General features: G+C 65.7%; 23 protein-coding genes and 1 tRNA gene. 10 read left to right on the top strand and 14 right to left on the bottom strand.

Annotated features, from left to right (window positions below; genetic code table 11):
* Positions 1 to 3 precede the first annotated feature (3 nt).
* Both ACLBKT_RS15620 and ACLBKT_RS15615 read right to left on the bottom strand, forming a co-directional pair.
* Positions 4 to 825, bottom strand: coding sequence for a molecular chaperone (locus ACLBKT_RS15620; RefSeq protein WP_410183909.1), 822 nt, complete (start codon positions 823 to 825; stop codon positions 4 to 6).
* Positions 826 to 930: 105 nt separating this feature from the next.
* Positions 931 to 1422 (bottom strand): DUF4402 domain-containing protein, encoded by a 492-nt coding sequence (locus ACLBKT_RS15615; protein ID WP_410183908.1) that lies wholly within the window; start codon positions 1420 to 1422, stop codon positions 931 to 933.
* A 284-nt stretch (positions 1423 to 1706) separates the two neighbouring features.
* Between ACLBKT_RS15615 and ACLBKT_RS15610 the strand changes: the two genes are divergently transcribed.
* Together ACLBKT_RS15610 and ACLBKT_RS15605 are read left to right on the top strand one after the other, a co-directional pair.
* On the top strand, positions 1707 to 4181 hold the full coding sequence (locus tag ACLBKT_RS15610; RefSeq protein ID WP_410183907.1) for a PAS domain S-box protein: 2475 nt from the start codon (positions 1707 to 1709) through the stop codon (positions 4179 to 4181).
* On the top strand, positions 4169 to 4780 hold the full coding sequence (locus ACLBKT_RS15605; protein ID WP_410183906.1) for a response regulator: 612 nt from the start codon (positions 4169 to 4171) through the stop codon (positions 4778 to 4780). The genes ACLBKT_RS15610 and ACLBKT_RS15605 overlap by 13 nt, the downstream gene beginning before the upstream one ends.
* Before the next feature lie 130 nt (positions 4781 to 4910).
* On the opposite strand, the gene ACLBKT_RS15600 is transcribed toward ACLBKT_RS15605, so the two are convergent.
* Positions 4911 to 4984, bottom strand: a tRNA-Gly gene (locus ACLBKT_RS15600).
* A gap of 57 nt (positions 4985 to 5041) precedes the next feature.
* The gene (gene panC / locus ACLBKT_RS15595) at positions 5042 to 5917 is read right to left on the bottom strand and encodes a pantoate--beta-alanine ligase (protein ID WP_410183905.1); all 876 of its coding nucleotides are present in this window, start codon (positions 5915 to 5917) and stop codon (positions 5042 to 5044) included.
* 98 nt (positions 5918 to 6015) lie between these two features.
* Here panC and ACLBKT_RS15590 point away from each other — a divergent pair, with 98 nt between their 5' ends.
* From ACLBKT_RS15590 to ACLBKT_RS15570, 5 genes are all read left to right on the top strand, one after another.
* Positions 6016 to 6882 carry a division plane positioning ATPase MipZ gene (locus ACLBKT_RS15590; protein ID WP_410183904.1) on the top strand — a complete coding sequence of 289 codons (867 nt, stop codon included), beginning with the start codon at positions 6016 to 6018 and terminating at the stop codon, positions 6880 to 6882.
* Positions 6879 to 7193: a J domain-containing protein gene (locus ACLBKT_RS15585; RefSeq protein WP_410183903.1), complete on the top strand. Its 315-nt coding sequence runs from the start codon at positions 6879 to 6881 to the stop codon at positions 7191 to 7193. Before ACLBKT_RS15590 ends, ACLBKT_RS15585 begins: the two co-directional genes overlap by 4 nt.
* Positions 7194 to 7412: 219 nt before the next feature.
* Entirely contained in the window at positions 7413 to 8828 is a 1416-nt protein-coding gene (pgmG, locus tag ACLBKT_RS15580) for a phosphoglucomutase/phosphomannomutase PgmG (RefSeq protein WP_410183902.1), read from the top strand.
* 120 nt (positions 8829 to 8948) lie between these two features.
* Positions 8949 to 9815, top strand: coding sequence for a hypothetical protein (locus tag ACLBKT_RS15575; RefSeq protein ID WP_410183901.1), 867 nt, complete (start codon positions 8949 to 8951; stop codon positions 9813 to 9815).
* Complete coding sequence (locus ACLBKT_RS15570) at positions 9778 to 12297, top strand: ligase-associated DNA damage response DEXH box helicase (protein WP_410183900.1); 2520 nt, start codon at positions 9778 to 9780, stop codon at positions 12295 to 12297. Before ACLBKT_RS15575 ends, ACLBKT_RS15570 begins: the two co-directional genes overlap by 38 nt.
* 19 nt (positions 12298 to 12316) lie before the next feature.
* Here the strand turns inward: ACLBKT_RS15570 and ACLBKT_RS15565 are convergent, their stop codons facing one another.
* From ACLBKT_RS15565 to ACLBKT_RS15545, 5 genes are all read right to left on the bottom strand, one after another.
* On the bottom strand, positions 12317 to 12748 hold the full coding sequence (locus ACLBKT_RS15565) for an ExbD/TolR family protein (protein WP_410183899.1): 432 nt from the start codon (positions 12746 to 12748) through the stop codon (positions 12317 to 12319).
* A gap of 295 nt (positions 12749 to 13043) precedes the next feature.
* Entirely contained in the window at positions 13044 to 13475 is a 432-nt protein-coding gene (locus ACLBKT_RS15560; RefSeq protein ID WP_410183898.1) for an ExbD/TolR family protein, read from the bottom strand.
* 29 nt (positions 13476 to 13504) lie between these two features.
* Complete coding sequence (locus ACLBKT_RS15555) at positions 13505 to 14035, bottom strand: ExbD/TolR family protein (RefSeq protein WP_410183897.1); 531 nt, start codon at positions 14033 to 14035, stop codon at positions 13505 to 13507.
* A 130-nt stretch (positions 14036 to 14165) separates the two neighbouring features.
* Positions 14166 to 14939, bottom strand: coding sequence for a MotA/TolQ/ExbB proton channel family protein (locus ACLBKT_RS15550; protein WP_410183896.1), 774 nt, complete (start codon positions 14937 to 14939; stop codon positions 14166 to 14168).
* Positions 14940 to 15005: 66 nt separating this feature from the next.
* Positions 15006 to 15722 carry a TonB family protein gene (locus ACLBKT_RS15545; RefSeq protein WP_410183895.1) on the bottom strand — a complete coding sequence of 239 codons (717 nt, stop codon included), beginning with the start codon at positions 15720 to 15722 and terminating at the stop codon, positions 15006 to 15008.
* Between the two features lie 362 nt (positions 15723 to 16084).
* On the opposite strand from ACLBKT_RS15545, the gene ACLBKT_RS15540 reads away from it, so the two are divergent.
* The gene (locus ACLBKT_RS15540) at positions 16085 to 16951 is read left to right on the top strand and encodes a hypothetical protein (RefSeq protein WP_410183894.1); all 867 of its coding nucleotides are present in this window, start codon (positions 16085 to 16087) and stop codon (positions 16949 to 16951) included.
* Between the two features lie 72 nt (positions 16952 to 17023).
* Positions 17024 to 18370 (top strand): homoserine dehydrogenase, encoded by a 1347-nt coding sequence (locus tag ACLBKT_RS15535; protein WP_410183893.1) that lies wholly within the window; start codon positions 17024 to 17026, stop codon positions 18368 to 18370.
* A gap of 36 nt (positions 18371 to 18406) precedes the next feature.
* Here the strand turns inward: ACLBKT_RS15535 and ACLBKT_RS15530 are convergent, their stop codons facing one another.
* On the bottom strand, positions 18407 to 19090 hold the full coding sequence (locus ACLBKT_RS15530) for a hypothetical protein (RefSeq protein ID WP_410183892.1): 684 nt from the start codon (positions 19088 to 19090) through the stop codon (positions 18407 to 18409).
* Positions 19091 to 19101: 11 nt separating this feature from the next.
* Complete coding sequence (locus ACLBKT_RS15525) at positions 19102 to 19746, bottom strand: hypothetical protein (RefSeq protein WP_410183891.1); 645 nt, start codon at positions 19744 to 19746, stop codon at positions 19102 to 19104.
* A gap of 76 nt (positions 19747 to 19822) precedes the next feature.
* Here ACLBKT_RS15525 and glpX point away from each other — a divergent pair, with 76 nt between their 5' ends.
* Positions 19823 to 20839, top strand: coding sequence for a class II fructose-bisphosphatase (gene glpX, locus ACLBKT_RS15520; protein ID WP_410183890.1), 1017 nt, complete (start codon positions 19823 to 19825; stop codon positions 20837 to 20839).
* Between the two features lie 7 nt (positions 20840 to 20846).
* Here glpX and ACLBKT_RS15515 read toward each other — a convergent pair whose 3' ends face one another.
* The 3 genes from ACLBKT_RS15515 to groES form a co-directional block, all read right to left on the bottom strand.
* Positions 20847 to 21932 (bottom strand): phytanoyl-CoA dioxygenase family protein, encoded by a 1086-nt coding sequence (locus ACLBKT_RS15515; RefSeq protein ID WP_410183889.1) that lies wholly within the window; start codon positions 21930 to 21932, stop codon positions 20847 to 20849.
* Between the two features lie 324 nt (positions 21933 to 22256).
* The gene (gene groL, locus ACLBKT_RS15510; protein ID WP_410183888.1) at positions 22257 to 23888 is read right to left on the bottom strand and encodes a chaperonin GroEL; all 1632 of its coding nucleotides are present in this window, start codon (positions 23886 to 23888) and stop codon (positions 22257 to 22259) included.
* Between the two features lie 131 nt (positions 23889 to 24019).
* Positions 24020 to 24307: a co-chaperone GroES gene (gene groES, locus ACLBKT_RS15505; RefSeq protein ID WP_410183887.1), complete on the bottom strand. Its 288-nt coding sequence runs from the start codon at positions 24305 to 24307 to the stop codon at positions 24020 to 24022.
* Positions 24308 to 24539: the final 232 nt, after the last annotated feature.

The raw sequence follows: 24539 nt of genomic DNA, 5'->3' as shown, positions 1-24539 counted from the left end.
AGCTCAAAGCGCCGCGGTCAGGCTGGCGAGCAGCTTGCCGAGATTGGCCGGATCGCCTGCGTCCGTCGAGGTGTAGTCAATCCGCACCGTCTTGCCGGTCAGCTTGGCGCGCACATCGGCGGGCAGCGGGACGATCACGTCGCGGCTGGTGTTGGGGGTGTAGATCGCAACGCCGCGTACCAGCCAGGCGGGGGCCTTTTCGCCCGCAACGGTCAGGCTGATATCGCCATAGGTCGAGCGGGTGCCCGAACGGTTGAGGCGCACCACCAGTTGATCGGGCGCATCCTTCGCCATCGCGGCGGCGTCCATCGTGACGCCCGCATCGAGGGCGCCGACGCGCAGGATCACGGGGATGGTGATCGAGCGGATCGCGACGAGTTCGATCGACAGGCTATTGTCGGCAGCAGGTTCGCCCGCAATCTGAGTGGTCCCGGCGCTGACCGGCGCGGACATCAGGCGCAGGTGCGAGCGGTATTCGCCCGGCGCGAGTTCGCCCGGCGCGCTCGCCATGATCCGCACCACCTGGCGCGCACCGGGTTCCAGCACCAGCTGGCGAGGGGAATAGCGCAGCTTGTCATCGGCGAATTGTTCGCCCGGGCGGGCCTCGCCCGCGTCTTCAAGGCTGCCATCCTCGCGCATCCGGCGGTTTTCAATGTTGATGCGGAAGGCTGCGGTTTCGGTGCCCTTGTTGACCAGCACCAGCTCGGTCGAGCGCGCCTCGGGGGTCAGCACCACACGGGTGGGGGCGACCAGCAGTTCGGCTGCGGCAGGCACAGGGGCGGCGATCGCCGCGATCAGCGCGGCGGCAATGGGAAAGCGGATCATGGGAGGAAGACCTTACGTGGGCAGGGGTTGGTCTTTGTCGTGGATCAGGAGATCCGGGAGCCGCGCGGGGGAATGCGCGGCTCCCGTCCCCCTGCCACGGAGGGCTTACTGGTATTCCACCGCGACGGTGAAGCTACCGGTGTACTTGCCGGCTTCCTGACGGACGCCAACGTCGAGCGTGCCGCCGACGGTGAAGCTGTCTTCGCCCTTGAGCAGCTGGCCGCCGTCCTTCGAACCGTTGAAGTCCGAAACGCGCATCGCCGTGCCCTTGTCGTTGACGATCTTGATCTCGTTGGGGAGCGAGATGGTGTAGAAGGCGTCGGCTTCACCGGTGACGGCGAAAGCGGCCGCGGTGTGATCGGCGGTCAGGCAGGTCAGCGCCGGGCCGCACTTGCGGCTGCCGTCGGCCAGCACGACGACGCTGTCAGCGACGGTCGTCGAAGGCGCGATGGTGCCGAAGTAGAGATCGGTCACGTTGCTGATTTCGAGCGGAGCGATAATCTTCGCGCCAGCGCCGGCATCAGCCGACTGAGCCTGAGCCGAAGTGGCAGCTGCGAAAGAAGCGAGCACGGTGGCGATAGCAAACATCTTGTTCATTTGATTGGTCCTTTTTGGTCGTGGTCAAGTCCAGCGGCGTCGTGCCGTGGCTGAACCCCAAATGCCGATCAGGACCCGGTCTGTCTTTGTCGCGAGGGGATAATTGGCGGCGCGGAAGGGTTAACCGCATGCCCGCAAGGGATAGCGGTTTTCGCGAAGGAACAGGGTCACCTATACGAAAGGATAAGGTTTGTGCCCCATAAGGCGGGATTGCGCGGCCATCGCGCGTCACCCACGCAAGGCTCCTGTTTGACGCAACTCTTCTGACCGGACTGCAAACCGCCATGCTTGAGCCTGATTTCACCCTTCCGCCGATTCCCTATGACGAGCCCGATCGGCTCGCCGCGCTGCATCGTCTTGACGTGCTGGACACACCGCCCGAGGCTGAGCTCGATGTCATCACCCGGCTGGCCGCCGACCGGTTTGATACGCCGACGGCGCTGATCAGCCTGGTCGATGCGACCCGCCAGTGGTTCAAGTCGCGCTATGGGTTGGAGGCATCGGAGACCTGCCGCAACGATAGCTTCTGCGGGCATACGATCGCGGGTGAAGGCGTCATGGTGGTGCCCGATGCGACCGCCGATCCGCGCTTTGCCAAAAACCCGCTGGTCACCGGCGCGCCGCATATCCGCTTTTATGCGGGTGCGCCGCTGATACTGGCCGATGGGCACAAGGTGGGCACGCTGTGCGTGATCGACTCCCAGCCACGCGCTAATCTGTCAGAGCGCGAGGCTGAGATCCTTCAGCTTATGGCCCGTCAGGTGGTCAGCCTGCTTGAGGCCCGCAATGCCCGGCAAGAGCGGCGCATTGCCCAGCTGATTGCCCAGACCACCACGGATGCCTTCGTCTGCGCCGATTCGCACAGCCGCATCACTCTGTGGAACCGCGCGGCTGAGGCGATGTTCGGCTGGTCTGCAGCCGAAGCGCTCGGCCAGAGCCTCGACCTCATCATTCCGCAGGTGCACCGCAAAGGGCATCATGCCGGGGTCGCGCGGATGCGTGCCAGAGAACCGTCAAGGCTGGTCGGCCAGACAGTCGAAGTGCCGGCGCTGTGCAAGGCGGGCCATGAAATCCCGGTCGAACTTTCGCTGGCGATGTGGCCCGAGGAAGGCGACGATGACCGGACCCCGGCCGGCTTTGCCGCGATCATCCGCGACATTTCCGCGCGCAAGGCGGCCGAGGCCGAACGGGTGGCGACCGAAGCTCGTCTCGCCCGGCAGGTGGCGGCGATCCAGGCCTCGGACGACGGGATCGCGCTGACCGACGCAGCGGGCGACTTCATCTTCATGAACAGCGCCCATGCAGCGATGTTCGGCTATCCCGACCCGGCGGCGCTGGTGGGCCGCCCGTGGACCACACTCTATGATCCGCTCGAAGCGCAGCGGATCAATGACGAAGCAATGCCGATCCTGTTTGCGCAAGGCCAGTGGCGCGGCGAGACTCAGGGGCTGAAGGCCGATGGCACCCCGATCGAGCAGGAAATCGCCCTGTCCCTTGCACCCGAAGGCGGGATCGTTTGCGTCACGCGCGATGTTGGCGACCGGCGCGGAATGGAGCGCGAGAAGGCCCGTCTGCGCGAACAGCTGATGCTGGCGCAGCGACAGGAAGTCGTCGGTCAGCTGGCGAGCGGTATCGCGCATGACTTCAACAATCTGATCGCCGCCATTTCCGGCACCGCCGAATTGCTGCGCCATATCGACGACAACCGCGTGCGCCACCATGCGCTGCGCATCCAGTCGGCGGCGACGACGGCCGCGGGTCTGGTCGAAAAGCTGCTGACACTGGGCCGCCGGACGCCGCACCCCAAGCTGGTCGATCTGCGCCGCACCGTGTGGGATGTGCGCGATCTCGTCTCACCGAGCCTGACCGATCCGCTCCACCGGATCGAGCTGGAGCTGCCGTCCGCGCCGCTGATGGCACTGACCGATGATACCGAACTCAATCAGGTGGTGCTGAACCTTGTGCTCAACGCCCGCGATGCCCTGCGCCCGGGCGAGACGGCGCGGATCAAGCTCGAAGTGCTCAGTGCCGATGGCATCCAGCCGACCGGCAAGGTGATCCTCGGCACTGTGCCGCAGGGCCACGCCGCGCTGATCCGGGTCAGTGACACCGGCATCGGCATCAGGCCCGAGGAACTGGAACAGGTGTTCGAACCGTTCTTCACGCACAAGGGCGAGGCCGGGACCGGGCTCGGACTTGCGGTGGTGGCCGGGATCATCGCCAGCAACAACGGTGCGCTCGCAATTCAGAGCTGGCCGAGCTGCGGCACCGTGTTTGAAATCTGGTGGCCGCTCGAACCGGGCGGTGTCCGAGGTGCGGCTGAGGGCAGCGATGCCCCGCTGCGGGCTGGCCCGGGCCTCTTAGGTAAGGCGGTGCTGGTGGTCGATGACAACCCTGCTGTCGTCGATACGCTGGCCGAGATGCTCGAACAGCTCGGCGTCGAAGTCGGCCCCTGCCTTGATCCGGCTGACGCGATCGCTGTGATCCGCGATGACCCGACCGCCTGGGACCTCGTGATTACCGATTACGACATGCCCGGCATGAACGGTGCGCAGCTGGCCAAGACCTTGCGCAAGCACCGCACGGATTTGCCGATCCTGCTTTTGACCGCCCTGCCGCGGGTGCACCAGTTGCACCAGGGGCCCGACGGGGTTTTTGATGGCGTGCTGGGCAAGCCCACCAGTGCCGCGCGGCTGGCCAGTTCGGCAGCAGCGGCCATGGCGGCGGCGCGCGAACGGAGAACTGCATGCGTATCCTGATTGCCGACGACCACGAATTGCTGCGCGATGTGCTGCGCTCCTACCTCGAGGCTGAGGGCGGCTTCGCGGTCGATACGGTCGCCGATCTGCCTGCCGCGCTGGTGAACATCGCCGAAGCCGCGCCGCCCTATGATCTGGTGGTGCTCGATTACGGGATGCCGGGGATGGACGGCTATGGCGGGCTCGATCGCGCGCTGGCGGCCAGCTTCGGACGGCCGGTGGCGCTGATGAGCGGTCTGGCCCCACCGGGCGTGGCCGAGCGGGTGCTGGCCTCCGGCGCGGCCGGGTACCTCCCCAAGACCCTTCCCGCACGGTCCCTCGTCAATGCGATCCGTTTCATGGCGGCGGGCGAGACCTATATGCCGATCGACCTCCACCGTCCCTCGCAGACCCCGGTCGAGCAAGCCTCGGGCCTGTCTCCGCGTGAACGCCAGGTGCTCGCGGGCCTGTGCGCCGGTCACGCCAACAAGGAAATCGCCCGCGACCTCGATCTGCGCGAGCCGACCATCAAGCTCCACGTGAAGCTGATCTGCCGCAAACTCGGTGCCAAGAACCGCACCCACGCAGCGATGATCGCGCGCGAACGGGCGCTGTGCTAACCACCGCCACCCGGACAGAGCACCCTTCGCGAAATTGGCAAGACCCGCCCTCTACCGATCACAGTCGAGCCGACGTGCTGACGGGCCATGAGCCCAACGGGTGAGCAGTCTGTGGCCAAAGGGGGAGGGCTGGAGCGGGTAGCGGGAATCGAACCCGCATAGCCAGCTTGGAAGGCTGGAGCTTTACCACTAAGCTATACCCGCTCGGGTTTCGGCGGTGCCCATGCCATTGAATCGCGCGGTGCGTCAATATCGGCTGCGTCAGCCAGGCGCGTTCACGGCCATATTGTCGATGAGGCGCGTGCTGCCGATCCGGGCGGCGACCAGCAGGCGCGCAGGGGTTTTGTCCAAGGTGCCGAGCGGGGCCAGCGAGCGGCTGTCGGCCAGCGCGGCATAGTCGACACTGGCAAAGCCTGCCGCGAGGATGTCGGCCTGCAATCCGGCCAAAGCGGTTGCCACATCAGCACCGCCCTCGATTGCGGCAATGGCGGTCTGCATCGCGCGGGGCAGGGCTGCTGCCGCTTGGCGATCATCGGGCGTGAGATAGCGGTTGCGGCTGCTCATCGCCAAGCCATCTGCCTCGCGCACGGTGGGCACGCCGATGATCGCGTCCACGTGCGGGCGGGTGAGGTCGAGATCGCGCGCCATGGTGCGGATCACGGCGAGCTGCTGAAAGTCCTTCTCGCCGAAGAACGCCATGTCGGGCTGCACCTGATTGAACAGCTTGCAGACCACCGTCGCCACGCCGTCGAAATGCCCCGGTCGGGCCGCGCCGCAAAGCCCGTCGCTTACGCCGGCGACGCTGATATTGGTGGCGAAGCCGGCGGGATACATCGCTTCCACATCGGGCGCCCATAGCAGGGCGACGCCTTCCGCCTCCAGCATCGCGGCATCTTCCGCCAATTGGCGGGGGTAGGCGTCCAGATCCTCGTTCACGCCGAACTGCTTGGGATTGACGAAGATGGAAGCGACGACATGATCCGCTGCGGCCCGGGCGCGGCGGACCAGCGTGAGGTGGCCTTCGTGCAGCGCGCCCATAGTCGGCACCAGCGCAACCGTCGCCCCGCCGTGCCCGTCGGACGCCCGCAACTGTGCCAAAGCGGTTCTCAACATTTGCAGCGACTTGACCGTTTGCACCTGTGCGCCTCCAAGACTACACCAACGCTCGTGCCCTAGCGGCGCAAGCTGTCCCATATCAAGCCGATCCGCCCTCGGGCCCCGCGAAGAGACCGACCATGCCGCCCGCCCCGCGCGCTCAACCTTCCGAACCCGTGCTCGCGGGTCGCCGTCTGCGCAAGGGGCAGGCGCACCGGATCGTGTTCGCCAACGAGAAAGGCGGCACCGGCAAATCGACCACGGCGGTCCATGTTGCCGTGGCGCTGGCCTATCTCGGCGCGCGGGTGGCTTCGATCGATCTCGATCCGCGGCAACGCACCATGCACCGCTATATCGAGAACCGGCTGACCACGCTGGAACGGCGCGGGCTCACGCTGCCGACCCCCGATTGCGAGGTGTTTCGCGGCAATACCACCGGCGATCTGCTCGGCATGATCCGGCGGTTGGAGGCGAGCTGCGATTTCCTGATCATCGACAACCCGGGCCGCGATGATCCCTATGCGCGGATCGCGGTCGAGCAGGCCGATACGCTGGTCACGCCGATGAACGACAGTTTCGTCGATTTCGACCTGATCGGGCAGGTTGATGCGGAGACATTCAAGGTCAAGAAGCTGTCCTTCTTTGCCGAACTCATCTGGGAAGCGCGGATGAAGCGCAGCCGCATGACGATCGAACAGCAGCGGCCCGAAATGGACTGGATCGTGGTCAGGAACCGCACCGGCCACGTCGAAGCGCGCAACCAGGCGCGTCTCCACAAGGCGCTGAACGAGATGGCCAAGCGCGTCGGCTTCCGGGTGACTCAGGGCCTTTCGGAGCGCGTGATCTATCGCGAGCTGTTCCCGTCCGGCCTGACACTGCTCGACAAGGGGCATCTGGGCGAGCTCGGCACCAGCCATCTCGTCGCGCGGCAGGAGTTGCGGGCGCTGGTCAAGGCGCTGAGCCTGCCGGCCTTCGATCGTGAGCAGGGTGAGCTGGAGATGGCATGAAGTACGTTCTGCTGATTGTCGTCGCGTGCGTGTTCTGCCGCTGGGCGCTGGGCAAGTGGCCGTGGGAATTGCTGCGCGCGCCCTCCACCCGCAGTCAGGCGATCTTTCGGGCGCGCAAGCTGCTCGGAGTGGAGGCGGGGGCGGATCGGGAGGAGATCATCCTCGCGCACCGCCGCCTGACCACGCTGGTGCACCCCGACAAGGGCGGCACCAATGCGGCGATGCAGGAAGCCAATGCCGCGCGCGATCTCCTGCTTGATGAATTGCCGGACCCGCCGGCCATTTCGCCGGACGATGACCTGCCCCGCTGATCGACGGCCTGCGGATCCGGCTCAGCCGCAACCGCAGGATTGACACAAACCCGAGCCAAAGGCGTTCACGGCTTCGCAGGGGCGACGGCGGGAATATTCCTCCGGGCTAATTCGTTGATCGGACAGGAATACACGCTATCCTGAAAGCCGACGGCTTCCGATTTGCGTGGCTGCCGTCCAAAGCGGCCCTCACAAAGCGGCAATGGAGTACCCCGCGCAATGAAACACCACTTTCACCCGACTGTCCTGCGCGAATACGATATTCGCGGGATCATCGGCGAGACTCTGGGCGCGGACGATGCGCGCGCGATTGGCCGCGCGTTCGGCACCTTGCTGCGCGAAGCGGGCGGCACCACCGTGGCCGTGGGCTATGACGGGCGGGTCAGCTCGCCGATGCTTGAACACGCGCTGGTCGAGGGCCTGACCGCGAGCGGCTGCGATGTCGTGCGGATCGGCATGGGGGCGACCCCGATGCTCTATTACGCCGAAGCGTCAGATGAAGAGGTGGATGGCGGCATTCAGATAACCGGCAGCCACAATCCCCCCAATTACAATGGCTTCAAGATGGTGTTTCAGGGGCGCCCGTTCTTCGGCGCGGATATCCAGAAGCTCGGGGCATTGGCGGCAGACGGTGCCTTCGCCTGCGGCACGGGCGAGGTCATCACGAAGGACATCCTTGGCGCCTATGTCGAGCGCCTGCTCGAAGGCCTCGCCGGGATCGATCCCGCCAAGCTCGAAGGGCTGCGGGTCGGCTGGGATGCCGGAAATGGCGCGGCCGGTCCCGCGCTCGAAGCGCTGGCGGCCCGGCTGCCGGGCGAACATCATCTGCTCTATACCGACGTTGACGGACATTTTCCCAACCACCATCCTGACCCCACGGTCGAAGCCAATCTGGCCGATCTGCGCGCGCTCGTCGCAAACAAGAACCTCGATTTCGGGGTGGCTTTCGACGGTGATGGCGACCGGATCGGGGCGATCGACGGCACAGGCCGGGTGGTTTGGGGCGATCAGCTGCTGATGATCTATGCCGAGGATCTGCTCAAGACCCGCCCGCATTCCACGATTATCGCCGATGTGAAGGCCAGCCGCGCTCTGTTTGACCGGGTGGCGGAACTGGGCGGTGAGCCGCTGATGTGGAAGACCGGCCATTCGCTGATTAAGTCCAAAATGAAGGAAACTGGCGCACCGCTCGCAGGCGAGATGAGCGGCCATGTCTTTTTCGCGGACACCTATTACGGCTTTGATGACGCGCTCTACGCAGGAATACGGCTGCTCGCGGCCTCGGCCCGGCTCGGCAAATCGGTGACCGAACTGCGCGGTGCGATCCCGCCGATGCTCAACACGCCCGAATTGCGCTTCCAGGTCGATGAAGTCCGCAAATTTGCCGCCATGGCCGAAATCGCCGGGCGGCTCACCACCAGCCCCGGGCCCGAGGTCGAAAGCGTCAACACCACCGATGGCGTGCGGGTCTCCACCGCCGACGGCTGGTGGCTGCTGCGCGCATCGAACACGCAGGACGTGCTGGTCGCCCGCGCGGAGAGCGAGACGCCCGAGGGGCTCGAACGCCTGCTCGCGCAGATCGATGCGCAGCTGGCGGCATCCGGGTTGGAGCGCGGGGAATCGGTTGGGCACTGATGGGCTTTTCCAAGCCCGCTTGCGCAGTCGGACCCAGGTCGCTCAGGGGCGGTTGAGATGCCAGACTGGCGCGCGCCGCCTGAGTGCGGCAGTGATGGGTTGAGAAATGGGAGAGATTCGATGAAGCACCTGATGTTGGCCGCCGCTGCTCTGATTGCCGTGCCCGGCGCACTTGCCGCGCAGGACTCCGCGCCCGACGCATCTGTCGCCAGCGCCGCAGACAGCGATGGCATGGGCGAAGCGATGGCGAAGCTGCGCGGCATGTTCCCCGCAGAACCCCTCACCGCCGAGCAGCAGGCCCGCCTCCCTGCGGCCGAGCGTCTGATCGCGCGGATCATGCCGGAAGGCACGATGGCCGAGATGATCGACAAGATGATGGGCGGCGTGCTCGGCCCGATCATGGAGCTGGGCCCTGACGGTGCCGCCACCACCATCGCCCGGCAGATCGGCGTGGAGAGCTATGCGCTGGATCTCGACGAGGCCAAGGCGGCTGAGCTTGCCAGCCTGTTCGATCCCGCCTGGCAGGAGCGTCAGAAGCGCGAAGCGGCGCTGTTTCCCGAAATGATGCGCGACATGATGGCGACGATGGAGCCGACCATGCGCAAGGCGATGTCAGAGCTTTACGCAATCCGCTTCACCGACAGCGAACTGGCCGAGATCGACCGCTTCTTCGCCACCGCGACAGGGACCAAATATGCCCGCGAATCCTTCCTGATGGCGAGCGATCCCCGGGTTGCCTCCGCCTCGATGGAGGCGATGCCGGCCATGATGGGCATGATCGGCAGCATGGAGCAGCGCATGGCAGAGCGCACCGCCGATCTGCCTGCGGTGCGCAGCTTTGATTCGCTGTCCGCAGCGGAGCAGGCGAAGGTCGCCGAGCTGACCGGCTACAGCATCGACGAAATCAGGCAGAGCATCGCGGTGCGGCAAAGCGATGAGGCCGCGCTCGATGCCATGGCAACGGCTGCCGCACAGCCCGACGAGTGACGTGACCCTGCCCGAACCTGGGCTCGACCCCGCCGTCCCGCCGCTGCCACCTGCCATCGCGGCATGGTTTGCCGCGCGGGGCTGGCGAGTGCGGCGGCATCAGTGGGAGATGCTGACCAAGGCGCGGAGCGGGGCCCATGCGCTGCTCGTCGCCGATACCGGGGCAGGCAAGACACTGGCGGGCTTCCTGCCGACCCTGTGCGACTTTGCGGGGGACACTGCGCCGCCTGATGGCCTCCACACTCTCTACGTCTCGCCCTTGAAGGCGCTGGCGCAGGATGTGAAGCGCAACCTGCTGACGCCGATCGAGGAGATCGGCCTGCCCATCCGGGTCGAGACCCGCAGCGGCGACACGCCATCGGATCGCAAAAAGCGCCAGCGCGAACGCCCCCCGCACATCTTGCTGACGACGCCCGAAAGCCTCTCGCTGCTGCTGTCCTATCCCGAAAGCGCCGATCTGTTCGCCGGGCTGAAGCGCATCGTGATCGACGAGGTCCACGCCTTTGCCACCGACAAGCGCGGCGACTTGCTGGCGCTGTCGCTGGCGCGTCTCCATGCCCTCGCCCCGCAGGCGCAGCGGGTGGCGCTGTCGGCCACGCTCGCCAATCCGCGCGACTTTCAGGAGTGGCTTGCCCCGCAATCGGGCGCGGACGGCGAAATCGCTGCGGCCGCGCTGGTGCTGGGGGAGGAGGGGGCCGATCCCGAGGTCGAAATCCTGCTTCCTGTCGAGGAGCGGGTGCCGTGGGGCGGCCATGCCGGGCGCTGGGCGGTGCCGCAGCTCTATGAGGCGATCAAGGCGAACCGCACCACGCTGGTCTTCACCAACACGCGCTTTCTGGCCGAGTTCATCTTCCAGTGCCTGTGGGAGGAGAATGCCGATCATCTCCCCATCGGCATCCATCACGGCTCGCTCTCCACCGAGGCGCGGCGCAAGGTCGAGGAGGCGATGGCGCGCGGGGAATTGCGCGCGCTGGTGTGCACCGCGAGCCTCGATCTCGGGATCGACTGGGGGGACATTGATCTCGTCGTGCAGATGGGCGCGCCCAAGGGTTCCTCGCGCCTGCTGCAACGGATCGGACGGGCGTGGCATCGGCTCGATGTGCCAAGCCGCGCGGTGCTCGTGCCGGGCAACCGCTTCGAATTCCTTGAGGCCATCGCCGCCAAGCAGGCGGTCGACGAGGGCCAGCGCGATGGCGAGGCGTTTCGCCCGGGCAGCCTCGACGTGCTCGCCCAGCACGTCATGGCCTGCGCCTGTGCGGGGCCGTTCCACGAGGATGCGCTGCTGGCCGAGGTGCGTTCGGCGCTGGCCTATAGCTGGGTGGACGCGGCGACATTCCAGCGGGTTTTGGGCTTTGTTTCCAACGGCGGCTATGCCCTCAAGGCCTATGACCGCTTCCAGCGGATCGTGCGCGCGAAGGACGGCACCTGGCGGCTTGCTCATCCCAATCAGGCGCAGCGCCACCGGATGAATGCCGGGATTATCGTCGATAGCGAGATGCTCACCGTGCGGTTCAAGAACGGTCGCAGCCTCGGCAAGGTGGAGGAGCGGTTTGCCGCCCAGCTCTCCCCCGGCGATACCTTCTTCTTCGCGGGCATGAGCCTTGAGGTCGAGGGGGTGAAGGACATGGACGTGGTGGTGCGCGCCGCGAAGAAGAGCGCCACGATCCCGAGTTATGGCGGGCTGCGCCTGCCGCTCACCACGCACCTTTCCACCCGCGTTCAGGCCCTGCTGGCTGACCGTGCGGGGTGGGGGCGCTTTCCCGATGATGTGCGCGAATGGCTCGAGATGCAGGACTACCGCTCGCGCCTGCCCGCGCCGGGGGAACTGCTGGTCGAAAGCTTCCCGCATGGGGGCAAGCACTACACCGCCTATTACACCTTCGAAGGGTGGAACGCGAACCAATCGCTGGGGATGCTGATCACCCGGCGGATGGAGGATCGCGGATTGCTGCCCGGCGGGTTCGTGGCGAACGACTATTGCCTTGCGGTGTGGGGATTGCGCGCGGTCAGCGATCCTGCCCCGCTGCTCTCGCCCGATATCCTCACCGGCGAATTCGTCGAGTGGGTCACCGAAAGCCACCTGCTGCGCCGCGCTTTCCGCGAGGTCGCGGTGATTTCCGGCCTCGTCGAGCGCCAGCAACCGGGCGCGCGGAAGACCGGCAAGCAGGTCACCTTCTCGACCGATCTGATCTACGATGTGCTCAAGAAATACGAGCCCGATCACGTGCTGATCGAAGCCGCCTGGGCCGATGCCCGCGCGCGGATGACCGACGTTGGCCGGCTCGCGGCGCTGCTGGAACGATCCGAGCGGGAGTTGGTGCACGTCACCCTCGACCGGGTATCCCCGCTCGCGGTGCCGGTGATGACGATGATCGGCCGCGAGGCCGTGCCGCAGGGGGCGGTGGATGACGAACTGCTGCTGGAAGCCGAGGGGCTGATCGCCGCAGCAATGCGGCCGGACCTGCCGCTGGAGGGGGATTGAGGCCTCCAGCGGCTATGGTTCAGAAGTTGCGATACCGGTCATTGCCGACAAATGTGAAGCCTTGCGCGCCCTCTTCCCGGATCAGGGCAATGGTGCGCGCCGCAGTTGCGTAGCTGGCAAGGGCATCTGGCGCGAAGCGCAGCAGGGGTGGCTGCTCAAGAGCACTGGCGGCGGCGACTTGCGCCCGCAATTCCTGGACGCTGACGGTGAAGCCGTTCCACGCAAGTCGGTCGGCGGCATCGATGGTGATCGCGTTCTGGTCGCGGATGGGGAATGGCGCGATCGGCTGGCTCGGCAGATCGACCGGGGTGACGTTCACCTTTACTGGCATGGCGAGTATCATCACGATCAACAGCACCAGCAGCACGTCGATGAGGGGGGTGACGTTCAGCGCGCTGATCGGGCGGGGGCGGGGGGCGTAGAGATTGGGGCGTGTCACAGTGTGCGGCATGTTCGCTCTCCTGATGCAGAGCGAGCCTCCGGCATGGTGCATGCTCTGACGGCTCGGAGAATATCGCAAAAAGAACAGGTTGCCTTACGCGTACCGGTACGGGGTCAGCTACCCATTGATAGCGCTGATCCGATGTTCCTGAAATGTTTCACGTGAAACATTGGGCGGGAGACAGGCGCCCGCCATGCAAAAGGGGCGCTGCGAACTTGCCGCAGCGCCCCCTTTGATGTTCGTCTCACCGCCAGACCAGCGGGCGATGACTGGCCTATGACCGGTCAACCACCGGCCCAAGGCCTCACTTGCCGAAGTTGCGATACTTGTCGTTGCCGACGAAGCCGAACTTGGTCACGCCCGATGACTTGATGTCGTTCAGCACCCGGGCCGACAGCGCATAGCTGGCCAGCGGTTCCGGCTCGAACTGCAATTCGGGCTCGACCGCGAGGGTCAGGCTCCGTTGCAGCGTCGCGATCAGCTCGCCTTCGGTCAGCGGGGTGCCGTTCCACAGGATCTGGTCGTTGACCGTCAGCACCACCTTGTTCTTGACCGGATCGATCGGCGGCGGGTTGGTCGGCGGGGTCGGCGTCGGCAGGTCGATATCGACCGAGTGCGTCGCCACCGGGATGGTGATGATGAACATGATCAGCAGAACGAGCAGAACGTCGATCAGCGGCGTCATGTTCATTTCCATCATCGGCTCGCCGTCAAGCTTGCCTCCAGACATTCCCATGTCAGTTACTCCTTAAGTTCGCTGGCAGGTCAGGCGTTCGGATCGACGGGGTTCGAGATGAACCCGACGACCGGATAGCCGGCGCGCTGGATGTTGTAGATCGTGCCTGCAACGCACTGCCACGGGGCGTTGACGTCGCCGCGGATGTGAACCTGCGGAATATCCTCAGGATTGGCCATCAGCGCTTCGGCACCGCCAGCCCGCTTGACGATGGCGTCAAGCTTCTTGAACGCCTGCTCCTGCAGCTCATCGGACGTCACCGGCGTGATGTTGTTGATGTACACCCGGCATTGGCCGTTGCGCGACGCGCCAGCAAAGCCCGGTTGTCCGGCGCTGATACCGGCATCGTCCGTCGCGCTGACAGTGACGAGCAGGTTTTCAACCTTGTCCTTCGATTCCAGCGATTCGAAAACCGGGATTTCCAGCTTTTCGATGGTCTGGATCGCGACCGGAACCGCGATGAGGAAGATGATCAGGAGCACCAGCATCACGTCCACCAGCGGCGTGGTGTTGATGTCGGACATGGGGGTATCGGCCCCGCCTCCCGTAGAAATCGCCATTGTGAATTCCTAGCCTGTCAAAACATTGACTTGAAACGCCTACCCGGTTCCGCGGCCGTGGCAGGCCGGAAGCCGGGCAGTGGTGGGAGCGGCTATGAGGGACGCTCCCACCGACTGTCGGCCATGACGATCAGGACTTGTTGAGCGTCGGGTTGGCGGCCGGCTTGGCAGCGGGCTTGGCAGCCGGAGCAGCCGCAACCACCGTCGGCTTCACGGCGCCGTTCGAGTTCATGTAGGCCAGCAGATCGGTCGAGAAGGTGCTGAGCATCGCCGCGATCTTGCGGTTGCGGCCCTGCAGCCAGTTGAACGCGAACACCGCAGGCACAGCGACGAGCAGACCGATCGCGGTCATGATCAGCGCTTCACCGACCGGGCCGGCGACCTTGTCGATCGAGGCGTTACCGGCGATGCCGATGTTGATCAGTGCGCGGTAGATCCCGATCACGGTGCCGAGCAGACCGACGAACGGCGCGGTCGCACCCACGGTCGCGAGGAACGCCAGACCGCCGTTGAGCACGGCGTTGATCGAATCTTCCGAACGCTGGAGCGAACCGTGCATGTAGTCATGCGATTCGAGCGCGTCGGTCATCTTGCCGTGGTCTTCCTGGGCCTTGACCGCGTCGTCGGCGAGCTGGCGCCACGGGCCGTCCTTGTCCAACTTGGTCGCGCCTTCCTTGAGGCTGCTGGCGCGCCAGAACTGGGTCTGCACGGCGTTGTACTGCTTCATCACCTTGTTCTGTTCGAACAGCTTGGTGAACATGATGTAGAACGAGCCGACCGACATGATGACCATGATGGCGAGAATCGTCCAGGCGACCGGGCCGCCCTCACGCATGGCTTCGACGAAGCCGAACTTGCTTTCGGGCGCTGCATCAGCGGCGGCTGCGAGAAGATAGAGGTTCATTGCGAAAGTCCTTTTGAAAAATTGTCCCGTGGCGGGCGGCGCGGCGCCGCCAGCCGGATTGATCCGTCAGTTCAGCTTGTAGGTAATGCGCGTGGACCAGCTGGCGCTGATCGGGTCACCGGCGTCGTTCAGGGCCGGGTCGAACCGTCCGTAACGTTCGAGGTCCTTGCAGGCAGCAGCATCAAGGATGTCCGACCCGCTCGAAGAGGTCACCGAACAGCCGGTGGCCTTGCCATCAGGCGTCACGGTGACACGCACGCCCACGGTGCCTTCGATTTCTTCCTGCGCCGCACGGCGCGGGTAGTTATCCTGGATACGGGCGGCCCAGCTGCGCTGGTTCTTGGGCTGCACACCACGTGCCTTGGACGGCGGCCTCGCAACCGGCTCGGCAGGTCGCACAGGCTCCGGGGTCACATCAGGCCGACGGAACACCTCTTGCGGCGTTTCGCGCTGCGTGGTCGTGATCGGCGATTCCCGCGGCATTTCGATCAGCGATTCCGGCGCGTTGGGCGGCGGAGGCGAGACCGGATCGGGGGTATCAGGCTCCGGCGGCGGCGGCTCATCCGGCTCTGGCGGCGGCTCCTCTTCCTTGACTTCCACAGTGGTCACTCGTTCGATCGCCTCCTTGACGGCGTCGACGGCAAGAAAGACGACCATGCCCAGACCGACACTACCGACGATCGCGAGTGCGATGATCAGTGCGACAAGCTTGGGGCCGGTCAACCCTTGTTGTTGGCTAGCGTAGGACATCCAGCGCTTTCTCTCCAAATACTGGCCGATCACGGGGATCGGCAAACTCCCCACCCCCCAGCCATAGCGGCAGGTTGGCGGATCCCGGTCATTTCGGTCCTCCCACGCCGGGACAAGAAATACGGGCCAGCGCAATACGCATGGCCCGAAACCTTCCCCGGCTGGTACATTCTGAGCAAAACAACCCAGTCTGCAACCTGAACTGTTCCCGCGGCAATGTCCCCAGTCCCGCGCAATCAGTCACCCGGGCTTTAACGGGCATCCCCTAGCCGATCAAACCCTTTTGCGGTTCATGGACAATTCACTGCGAGCCATGTGCAACAAGCACTGCTAAACGGCGGTCGAGCGGTCGTTGATCAGGGGCTGTCGCAGGGCCATTAGTTAAGGGTAAATTAATGCCGTTTTTCAATACGCTGAAGGTGTCGATCATGGCCACCGCCGGGCTGGCGTTGGCGCCGGTTGCGACTCACGCACAGGTGCCTGCGCCACTGGCTGCACCAGCCGCGGATGGGCCGACATATGCCGATCTGGCGACCTTTTCCGACGCGGCGGAACTGGTCATCCGGGCACAGATTCGCCGCCAGACGACACTCAAACCGGATCGCGCACCCGGCCTCGCACCGGGATTCGCACGACTTTATATCGAAGCCAACACGCTTGCGTTGATCGCCGGGCGGAGCACGGTGGGCGGCACGCTGGCCTATCTGGTTGACGTTCCGCTGGATGCCAAGGGCAAGGTTCCCAAGCTGAAAAAGCGCGAAGTCCTGCTGTTCGCGCGCAATGTTCCGGGCCGGGCGGGTGAGGTGCAACTGGTCTCTCCCGGCGCGCAGTTGGCCTATACGCCGGAACTCGAAGCGCGCCTGCGCCCGATCCTGACCGAGCTTTACGCCGGGGCCAGCACGCCCCCCCGCATCACCGGGATCAGCGATGCGCTGGCGGTGCAGGGCACCTTGACCGGCGAATCGGAGACTCAGATCTTTCTGGCAACCGAAAACCGCTCGCCCGTGTCGATCACTGTGCTGCGGCGCCCGGGCCAGCGCCCGCAATGGGGCGTGTCGTGGGGTGAGATCATCGATTCGGCGGCGCGTCCGCCAAGCCCTGAGACCCTGCGCTGGTATCGCCTCGCCTGCGCGCTGCCGGCACAGCTGCCCAGCAACGCCAACCTCGCCCGCGAGCCGGAGGAGCGGCGGCTTGCGGCGGCGGATTACGCCTTCGTCCGGGAGGCGCTGGGGCCGTGTGTGCGGCGGATCACCAAAGGCTGATGCCAAGCATCCGCGCTTGACCGCCGGAATTGCACGGTTAAGCGGCGCCCTCAGTCACTGATGGAGGACCGCTTGGCCGATACCGCCGCTCAACCGCCCTGCCCGCATTCGCCCGCGAATCCGCTGCGTATTGCCATCGCCGGTCTCGGCACGGTCGGCGCGGGCGTCATCCGGTTGCTCGACACCAACCGCGCTCTGATTGCCGCGCGCGCGGGGCGCGGGATCGAGGTCGTGGCGGTGAGTGCGCGGGATCGCGGCAAGGATCGCGGCGTCGATATCGCCCGCTTTGCGTGGGAAGACGACATGACCGCGCTGGCCCGGCGCGCAGATGTGGACGTGGTGGTGGAACTGGTCGGCGGATCGGATGGCCCCGCGCTGGCGCTGTCGCGCGCGGCCTTGGGGGCGGGCAAGGGCCTCGTCACCGCCAACAAGGCGATGATCGCGCATCACGGGCTGGAGCTCGCCGAACTCGCCGAGGCGCATGACGCCGCGCTGAAGTTCGAGGCAGCGGTGGGCGGGGGCATCCCGGTGATCAAGGGGCTGCGCGAAGGCACTTCGGCCAACGCGCTCACCAAGGTTTACGGCATCCTCAACGGCACCTGCAATTATATTCTGTCCGAAATGGAAGCGACCGGCGCGGACTTTGCCAATGTGCTCGCCGATGCGCAGCGGCTGGGCTTTGCCGAGGCGGATCCGGCGTTCGACATCGAAGGCGTGGACGCGGCGCACAAGCTGGCGATCCTCGCGGCCATCGGGTTCGGCACGCGGGTCGATTTCGCGGGTGTGCGGGTCAATGGCATCACCCAGGTCCGCGCCGCCGACATTGCGCAGGCCGCCGCTCTGGGCTTTGTGATCCGCCTGATCGGTGAGGCCGATGTCGAGGAAACGCCCGAGGGGCCCCGCCTGCTCCAGCGCGTGCGCCCCTGTCTGGTCGCGCGCGGTCACCCCCTCAGCGCGGTCGACGGGCCGACCAATGCGGTTGTGGCCGAGGGCAATTTCTCCGGCCGCCTGCTGTTCCAGGGCGCGGGCGCAGGCGACGGGCCGACGGCGAGCGCGGTGGCCGCGGACCTCATCGACATCGCCCGCGACGAAGTGGGCGCACCCTTCTCTATCCCCAGCGCCCAGCTTGCGGCGCTGCCGCCGGCCGAGCCGGGCCACCGCACCGAACGCACCTATATCCGCTTCATGGTCAAGGACCGCCCCGGCGTGCTGGCCGAACTCACCGCCGCGCTGCGGGACGGGGATGTCTCGATCGAGAGCCTGATCCAGCAGGGCCGCTCACAGAGCGGGGGCGAGGTGATGGTGGCGATGGTGACGCACGAAGGGCCGGAGCGCTGCGTGACCAAGGCGCTGGCGCTGCTCGAAGGCTCGGACAGCCTGACGGGCGAGCCGCTGGTGCTGCCGATCCTGCCTTTGTAGCCCAGGGTGAGTCCCCGGCTGCGCGGGGAATCACGACTATTGCTTCGGCCCTGCCCCCTCCGGCAAACCCAACGCCGCCTCGATCCGCCCGCGCGCCTCGGCGGAGAGCGGCGCATTGTCGCCCTCGACCGGTTGCAACCCCTGCGCCACGCGCTCGGCGTCTGAGCCTTCGGGGGGCGGCGGGATCGCTTCGACGTCGATCAACAGCGCCGGGTCCTTGGGGCAGGGCGGGATGAAGCATAGTCCGCTGATGGTCGGCTCTCCGCGAAAGATACCCGGTCCCGCCACATCGGGGGGCGGAAGGGTGTTCGCGCCCTGCGTACGTTCGGCGTAGTCCCTGAGCCACGCCTCACGGCTGCCGCTGTAGAGCTGGTCGGTCGGCACTTCGAGCTCGCGGCACACCACGATCTCCCCGGCGACGACGCCCGCCTCGCGCTGGTCCTCGCATTCCTTGAGCACGGCTTCGTTGGCCGCCTCGGTCGCGGGCGGGGGGACGAGGATGTCGATCTGTTGCGGCGGCTCGCCCGTCGGCGCATCGGGACCGAGGTCGATCGGGATGCGTTCCGGCGCAGGGGCTTGCGCCGAAACGGCGGGGCGAGGCGGCAGGCGTGAGGTGCTGGGTGGCTGGCCGGGTGGCGGGCCAAGGCGGCGGTCAGCCTGGGGCTGACCCTGCGCGCCTGCGGACAGCAGCAGCGCAGCGATGACAGCATAGAGCCGCACCGCGCCGCGCCCTAACCGCCCTTCTTCTTCGGGCGCGGCGGGACGCTGGTCTTGATCCCCGCAGCTTCGCGCCGGGCCCGTTCCTCTTCCTCGGTCAGTTCCCGCTCCTCGCCCAGCGGCGGGAGCCCGCGCGCGATTCGGTCCGCATCGGACCCGGCGGGGGCGGTGGGCAGGGCGTCGAAATCGACCATGTAGGCAGGAGGCGGAACCTTGCCGATGCCCACACAGCCGAACGGATTTCCCTGATCTTTGCAGTCGGCGATGAAATCGGGCGCACGCGGCGCGCCTTTCAGCATGGTTTCCTGCGCATAGCGTTTGCGGGTTTCTTCGCGGTTGCCGGTCGTGTTGTCGCTGTCGTTGCCCACCTCGCGGCACACCACGATTTCGCCGCTGATGGTGCCCGCATCGGCATCATCGCGGCATTCCTGAAGCTGTGCCTGATTCACTTCACCGCGCGGCACCGTGACCATCAGGTTGATACGCGGGGGCGCGGGCGGTCCGGCAGGAGCGGGCGTCGGGGCCGGAGTCGGCTCGGCGGAGGGGGCATTTGTCGCCGCCGTGTCATCCTGCGCGGCCAAGGGCGCGGCGAGGATCGCGGCAAAAGCCGTCAGGCCGAAGCGAAAACGCGGACCGACAGGTGTTGCATTGCTCGACAAACCCGTCTCCATCCGCTTAAGCGCCAGGGCATTCCAAAGGTAGCTGCAACAAAAGCAATAAAGGGCTGAATTGCGCATGAACTCCGCCACCGATACCGACCTCCCCATTGCCGAGCAAGCCGCTGCGGACAATGCCATCCAGCGCGTGCTGGTGCTGGAAATGGTGCGCGTCACCGAAGCGGCTGCCATCGCGGCGGCGCAATTGATCGGACGCGGGGATGAAAAGGCGGCCGATGCGGCAGCGGTGGAAGCCATGCGCCGCGCCTTCGACAATCTCTATATGGATGGCACCGTGGTGATCGGTGAGGGCGAGCGTGACGAGGCCCCGATGCTGTTCATCGGCGAAAAGGTCGGCATGGGCAAAGGCCCCAAGATCGACATCGCGCTCGACCCGCTGGAAGGCACCACCATCACGGCGAAAGCGGGCCCCAATGCGCTTGCGGTGCTGGCCGCGGCCGAAGAGGGCTGCCTGCTCAACGCGCCCGACGTGTATATGGACAAGCTTGCCGTCGGACCCGGCTATCCCGAGGGCATCATCGACCTCGCCAAGTCGCCGACCGAAAACGTCATGGCCGTGGCCTCGGCCAAGGGCGTGAAGCCCAGCGAGATCAATGTCTGCGTGCTTGACCGTCCGCGCCACGCCGAACTGATTGCCGAGCTGCGCGCGCTGGGCTGCGGCGTGGTGCTGATCGGTGACGGCGACGTTGCCGGTGTGATCGCGGTGACGGATGAGGAAACCACCATCGACCTCTACATGGGCCAGGGCGGCGCGCCCGAAGGCGTGCTGGCGGCAGCGGCGCTGCGCTGCGTCGGCGGGCAGTTCAACGGGCGGCTGGTGTTCCGCAACGACGATGAAAAGGCCCGTGCGAGGAAGTGGGGGATCGAGGATCTCAACCGCATCTACAAGCTCGAAGACCTCGCCAAGGGCGACTGCATTTTCGCCGCCACCGGCGTGACCGATGGCTCGCTGCTGAGCGGCGTGAAGCGCCGCCGCAAGCACACCGGCGAGACGATCCTGACGACCGAAAGCGTGGTAATGCGGGCGAGTTCTGGGACCGTCAGGTGGATCCGGGGCGAACACCGGATCGGGTGATCCGGGCCTAGCCTGCCACTGCCGCGGGTCGGCGCTCGGCTGCTGCGGCGAGGGTCGGCGCGGCGAGCAAGTCGCCAAGGGTCAACGGCGCGGCGATCAGGCTCGGGTGCGGGGAATAGCCGTCGTGCCAGTATTTAGTGTCGATAATGTCGCGCGCGATACTCATCCCGAAGAACCGCCGCGGCCGGGCGGAGCGATTGTCCGGCCCTGCATGCAACAGGTCGCTGCGGTATAGGATCACCGTCCCCTTGCGCGGTGCGACCTGCACCGGGCGGAACTGCGCGTCGAGCACCGCGCGCTCGCGCCGCAGCCGCCACAGGGTGCCCGGGCTGCAATGGCGCAGGCTGAACTGCGAATTCTTGCCCAGCAGAAAGCGCAGGATGTTGGGCTGGTGCTGATCCCACAGACGCGAAAACACCCGGTCGCGGAATTCTCCCGGTGCCAGCGGCGCCTCGGATGATCCGCGCATCCGCCACAGCTTGGCAAGGTTGTGGCGGAAGATGCCCGCGTTGCAGCGCGTGCGGAACAGCTCCATGCGGCGATAGGCCCCGCCGCCCTGCTGGTAATCCGCCCCGCCATACTGGTGCGTCCCCGGCACGAACACCGTCCCCCCCTGCTCAGGCGACACATCCTCAAGCGCCGCAAACATGCTGATCACGCCCGCCGGGTCGCGGTGGATATACTGGTGCGAGGAGCCGAGATAGCTGGTGAAGGTCGCAATCTCGAGCACCGGGCGCGTCCGGCCACAATATTCGGTCAGCACCCCCGCCAGTCGCTGCGCCAGCGTGGCGGCGAACCCCTTCACGCCCTCGCTTGACGGCAACGAGCAGAAATCGCGCCGGACATAAAGATTGTCGGTCTCGCTGGCGAAGGCGCTGCGGGCACGATCGGGATCGGCGATGGTCTGGCGCACCAGTTCAAGCCCCGCATCGGCCTCGCTGTGGGACAGCAGCCCGATGATCACCACGAGACCATGCCTGTCCATCATGCCCAGCGCTTGGGCCACGCAAGCATCGGTGAGCCGTCCCGCGTCATCGAGGACAGCGGAAACTTCATAGGCCGAGGTGTCGTTCGAGATGCGCAATCCGTCCATGCTGCTGCTATGGCAGGGGAAGTTCACCATCGGGTAAATGCGGGGGAGGCAACCGATCTCGTCCATCGTCACCCCGGACTTGATCCGGGGCTTGGCTTTTCTTCCTGCCCGCCGGTTCGACAAAAGAGCCAAGCCCCGTGTCAAGCATGGTGTGACAAGGTGAATGGCATAGAAAAACCCCGGCGGAGCGGCTCCGCCGGGGTTTTCTTGTGTGGTGCCAGGGCCGACTCCGGCGGAGCCGGAGTCGTCAGACGGGGCGCGGGCGCCCCGCTGGCCGGCCTGCGGCGTGGACGGGTCAGCTTGCGCTGGCCCGCCCGCCTTAGGTCAGAACCCCATCCCGCCCATATCCGGCATCGCGGGGGCGGCCGGCTTGTCTTCCGGACGCTCAACGATTGCTGCTTCGGTGGTGATCAGCAGGCCAGCGACCGAGGCCGCATCCTGCAGCGCGGTGCGCACCACCTTGGTCGGGTCGATCACGCCGGCCTTCACCAGGTTTTCGTAGGTGTCGGTGGCGGCGTTGAAGCCTTGCGTTTCGTCATTCTCGCGCAGCAGGTTGCCCGCGACGACCGCGCCATCGTGGCCGGCGTTCTGGGCGATCTGCTTGATCGGGGCGGTGATCGCCTTGCGGATGATGTCGATGCCGCGGGTCTGGTCTTCGTTCGCGCCCTTGAGGCCTTCGAGAGCCTTGGTGGCGTAGAGCAGCGCGGTACCGCCGCCCGGAACGATGCCTTCTTCCACCGCAGCGCGGGTCGCGTGGAGGGCGTCGTCGACGCGGTCCTTGCGCTCCTTCACTTCGACTTCGGTCGCACCGCCAACCTTGATCACGGCCACACCGCCCGCGAGCTTGGCGAGACGCTCCTGGAGCTTCTCGCGGTCATAGTCGCTGGTGGTGTTGTCGATCTGGGTGCGGATCTCGGCGACGCGCGCCTTGATGTCGTCCGCCGAACCGGCGCCATCGACGATGGTGGTGTTGTCCTTGTCGATCGAGACCTTCTTGGCCTGGCCGAGCATGCCGATGGTGACGTTCTCAAGCTTGATGCCGAGGTCTTCGCTGATCATCTCGCCCTTGGTCAGGATCGCGATGTCCTGCAGCATCGCCTTGCGACGATCGCCGAAGCCCGGAGCCTTCACGGCCGCGACCTTGAGGCCGCCGCGCAGCTTGTTGACCACGAGGGTCGCCAGCGCTTCGCCTTCGATATCCTCGGCGATGATCAGCAGCGGACGGCCCGACTGCACCACGGCTTCGAGGATCGGCAGCATCGACTGGAGGTTCGACAGCTTCTTCTCGTGGATCAGGATGTAGGGGTTATCCAGTTCCACGGTCATCTTGTCGGGGTTGGTGATGAAGTAGGGCGAGAGGTAGCCGCGGTCGAACTGCATGCCTTCGACGACATCGAGTTCGAATTCGAGGCCCTTGGCTTCCTCGACGGTGATCACGCCTTCCTTGCCGACCTTTTCCATGGCCTCGGCGATCTTTTCGCCGACTTCACGGTCGCCGTTGGCCGAGATGATGCCGACCTGCGCGATTTCGCTGCTGTCCGACACGTCCTTCGAACGGGCCTTGAGGTTTTCGACCACGGCGAGCACGGCCTGATCGATGCCGCGCTTCAGATCCATCGGGTTCATGCCGGCGGCGACCGACTTCATGCCTTCGGTCACGATCGCCTGGGCGAGCACGGTGGCAGTGGTGGTGCCGTCGCCAGCAGCGTCGTTCGCCTTCGAGGCCACTTCGCGCAGCATCTGCGCGCCCATGTTCTCGTACTTGTCCTTGAGTTCGATTTCCTTGGCGACGCTCACACCGTCCTTGGTGATGCGCGGCGCGCCGAAGCTCTTGTCGATGACGACGTTGCGGCCCTTGGGGCCGAGGGTCACCTTGACAGCGTTGGCGAGGATATCGACGCCGCGCAGAATGCCTTCACGGGCTTCGCGGCCGAACTTCACGTCCTTGGCAGCCATTTTGTTTCTCCTGTTTCTCGTCATCCCGGCGAAGGCCGGGATCGTTTGCGGCCCTGTGCGGGCCATCGAATGTTCAACTGGACTTCACGAGACCCTGACGTTCGTCAGGGTGTCCGTGCTTGGCTGATGAATCAGCCAACCACTCCCATGATGTCGCTTTCCTTCATGATCAGCAGGTCTTCACCGTTGATCTTGACTTCGGTGCCCGACCACTTGCCGAACAGGACGCGGTCGCCGACCTTGACGTCGAGCGTGATGCGGTTGCCCGAATCGTCGCGTGCGCCTTCGCCAACGGCGATGACTTCACCTTCGCTCGGCTTTTCCTGAGCGCTGTCAGGAATGATGATGCCGCCAGCGGTCTTCTGGTCGGCTTCGATGCGACGGACCACAACGCGGTCGTGCAGCGGACGAAATGCCATGTGTATGACCTTTCCTTAAATGGGTGAGTTGGCTTGGCACTCTCCCTCTGAGAGTGCCAACGGGGGGCCATTTGGTCGTGGGGGACGAATGAATCAACCCCTCGACCCGCAAAAAATTTCACTCGGCGAGCGAATGGGCCGCCGGGGTGGTCAGCGCCCGCTTGCTTCGTTATCGGACCCGCATCGCCCTCTTCTTTCCCGCCGCGCCCTCTGCGCGGTCCCGTCACCTGGA

Source organism: Erythrobacter sp. W302b, from assembly GCF_046452395.1.
Taxonomy (GTDB): domain Bacteria; phylum Pseudomonadota; class Alphaproteobacteria; order Sphingomonadales; family Sphingomonadaceae; genus Erythrobacter.
This window is presented reverse-complemented; position numbering and strand designations above follow the sequence as displayed.